Raw genomic sequence first — 3,209 nt, forward strand, 5'->3', positions numbered from 1 at the left:
AAAACAATTGACAAAAATCGCTAAATGCCTTTCTATATAAAGGTTCCATCCCTTATAACCCCCGTCCATTGCATAACACAAACCGAAGAACCGTTTTTAATACCTATCTACTTATAACAAAAATTCTACTTTTTTAGATAAAAATCGGGAAGAAAGTTTTAACTTTTTTCTATTCTTCCCTTAACTCAGATTAGCTCAAACCCGGAACGCACTCGCCTAATTCCACCGTAAAAGGTTGCCAAGGACGAGGATCAATTACCTTTGTCGGCAAGTCATGGGATGTTAATAATTCTTGAAAGGATTCGGGACTACCCCCAGCACTTAACACCGCCATCAATAATCCTTTAAACTCGATATCACCACCGGCAGCCGTAGAAATAATATATTCGGGCTGCAAGCGTTGACAAACTGCTAAGGCACTTTCTTGTCCTTTGATTACCGGTCCGAGGAAAGGTATTTTTAAGTCAATCAAAGGAGTAATAATCACGGAGATTTTACCAAGAGAATCGAGGCTAGGAGAATGATAACCGTGGGGTTCGTAGTAGATACTCTGATTTGTCGCTAATTCCTTGATAACATAACCATTTTCCACTAGAGTCGGCCCGATTGGAGAACCGGGGACAGCAGTAATTTCGATCGCATTGTCAAAGATATAACTAGAGCCGTGGGTTAAAGAAATGCGATGGGTATAATTGAGCGCTCGAACCACTTTTTCGGCATTAGGAGAAGCTACCACGGGAATTTGGCGATCAAGTACCTGTAAAGTAGGAGGATGGGCGTGATCTTCCAAACCTTGGGAGAGAAGAATCAGATCGATATGTTCGGGAATGGCATGATTAGCGGTTTTTTTGCCCTCAAATAGCCAAGTTAAATTACCAAAAGTCAAGGAACCTACCAACCAAGGATCGAGAAGCAGGCGTTTTCCCCCGATTTCGATTAACCAAGAATTACTATCAAGCCAAGTTAACTGCATATAACAAGAATGAGGATTTTCTTAATTTAATTTAACATTAGCATTAATTTTTCTGCGCTTGGGGGTTTTTCAGTCATCAGTGAATGCCATTTATAGCAGTTATCTTAATGGTGAGGTAGGAAGTCTCTGGTTTTAGGGAACGGGCAACAGTAGCCAGTCGTCTGGGGATGATACCAAATTAAGTAGCTGGTTATAATTAAATTAAAAATGGATTTTAGGTTCGATCCCCCCTGCCCCCCTTGATAAGGGGGGTGCCGATAGGCGGGGGGATCTGAAAGTTTTTAATACCTATCTACTTGGATTACACTTCATCTTGAGGAGAAACGCTGTAACACTCCTCACTTAATGCTGTTCACTGAAAACCCAAATCTGATCACTGATTACTGATTACTGATCACTGATCACTGATTAGTCAAGGCTTAAGAAATAGGGAAAGTTTAGCTATCTTAGGGAAAGTAGGCGCTAAAAGGGGAAGAAGAACGCATCAGCCAAGACTGAATTTCTATGACTAAACGTACCTTCGGTGTTATCGGACTAGCTGTCATGGGAGAAAATCTCGCTCTCAATGTGGAGAGTCGGGGTTTTCCCATCGCTGTTTACAATCGCACCGCCAGCAAAACTAAAGAATTTATGGAAACTCGCGCCGTCGGCAAAGATGTCAAGGCGGCCTATAGTTTAGAAGAATTCGTCCAAATTTTAGAGCGTCCCCGCAAAATTCTGGTCATGGTAAAAGCTGGCCCGCCGGTGGATGCCGTGATCGAACAATTAAAACCCCTTCTCGAAGAAGGAGATATGATTATCGATGGCGGTAACTCCCTCTACGAGGACACGGAAAGACGCACCCGCGACCTAGAATCGACCACTAAACTGGGTTTTGTCGGCATGGGAGTCAGTGGTGGCGAAGAAGGCGCTCTGCACGGTCCTTCCCTGATGCCGGGGGGTACAGAGTTCGCCTATCGGGAATTAGAGCCGATTTTAATTAAAATTGCCGCCCAAGTCGATGATGGTCCCTGTGTCACCTATGTGGGATCTGGTGGTGCGGGCCATTATGTGAAAATGGTTCACAATGGCATCGAGTACGGCGATATGCAGTTAATTGCGGAAGCCTACGATGTACTGAAAAATGGTCTAGGATTAAGCAATCAGCAGTTACAGGAAACTTTCGCCGAGTGGAACCGCACCGATGAGCTTAATTCTTATTTAATTGAAATTACCGCCGATATCTTTAAGTATGTTGACCCGGAAACTGGTCATCATCTGATAGATTTAATCTTGGATTCGGCGGGACAAAAGGGAACAGGACGCTGGACTGTATTAAGTTCCTTGGAGTTGGGGGTGCCAATTCCGACCATTTATGCTGCGGTTAATGCTCGCGTGATGTCCGCTTATAAGGATGAACGGGTGGCAGCCGCCAAAGAGTTACCCGGACCTGGGGAAACCTATCCGGGGGATGCGGCACTATTTGTGGATAAGGTGCGTGATGCTCTTTACTGCTCGAAAATGTGTTCCTATGCCCAGGGTATGGCTTTAATCGCTAAAGCTTCTCAGGAGTTTAACTATAATATCAGTCTGCCGGAATCGGCCCGGATTTGGAAGGGCGGCTGTATTATTCGGGCCGGTTTCTTGGATAAAATTCGCAAGGCTTTTGCGGAAAATCCGGGCCTGCCGAATTTGTTGTTAGCGCCGGAATTTAAGCAAAGTATCCTCGATCGCCAAGAAGCTTGGCGTGAGGTGTTAGTCTTAGCTAATAAGTTGGGAATTCCCGTCCCGGCTTTTAGTTCTTCTTTGGACTATTTTGATAGTTATCGTCGGGCCAATTTACCGCAAAATCTCACCCAAGCACAACGGGATTATTTTGGCGCTCATACCTATGAACGTACCGATAAACCCAGAGGTGAGTTTTTCCATACGGAATGGATGACTGAATTGTAAAGCTATCTGATATTTTCTCCCCTTTTTATTTCCGTTAAAAAGGGGAATTTTTGGGCGATATTTTTCTGATTAAGAGTTAATACCAAATCCGTTTTTAATAGTGTGATTAACTCTCAAGTTATGAATTGTTTCTCCCCACACCCCCCCGATGTCGGGGGGTTGGGTAGGGCTGTTTCATTCTCCCATCAGAATATCAAAAGTAAAAGCGATCACTGTCTTTGTAAAATGAGAAGTGAACGCGAACTTTTGAAAGATATGTTGAGCTTAATAGAAAAACTAAAACAAGTCAAGGACTTTCGGAAAG

The 3,209-nt window shown here is 43.8% G+C and carries 2 protein-coding genes; one reads left to right on the plus strand and one right to left on the minus strand.

Annotated features, from left to right (window positions below):
- Nucleotides 1-190: 190 nt before the first annotated feature.
- Nucleotides 191-973, minus strand: coding sequence for an MBL fold metallo-hydrolase (locus tag IM509_RS18460; protein WP_185237471.1), 783 nt, complete (start codon nucleotides 971-973; stop codon nucleotides 191-193).
- Nucleotides 974-1,477: 504 nt separating this feature from the next.
- On the opposite strand from IM509_RS18460, the gene gnd reads away from it, so the two are divergent.
- The gene (gene gnd / locus IM509_RS18465; protein WP_072927396.1) at nucleotides 1,478-2,905 is read left to right on the plus strand and encodes a decarboxylating NADP(+)-dependent phosphogluconate dehydrogenase; all 1,428 of its coding nucleotides are present in this window, start codon (nucleotides 1,478-1,480) and stop codon (nucleotides 2,903-2,905) included.
- Nucleotides 2,906-3,209 lie beyond the last annotated feature (304 nt).

Origin of the sequence: Microcystis sp. M31BS1, from assembly GCF_020245285.1 — a bacterium.
GTDB classification, from domain to species: domain Bacteria; phylum Cyanobacteriota; class Cyanobacteriia; order Cyanobacteriales; family Microcystaceae; genus Microcystis; species Microcystis panniformis.

Excerpts from the sequence above, each read along its gene's own strand:
- IM509_RS18460 (WP_185237471.1), bottom strand. The coding sequence starts at position 973 with ATGCAGTTAACTTGGCTTGATAGTAATTCTTGGTTAATCGAAATCGGG.
- gnd (WP_072927396.1), top strand. The coding sequence starts at position 1,478 with ATGACTAAACGTACCTTCGGTGTTATCGGACTAGCTGTCATGGGAGAA.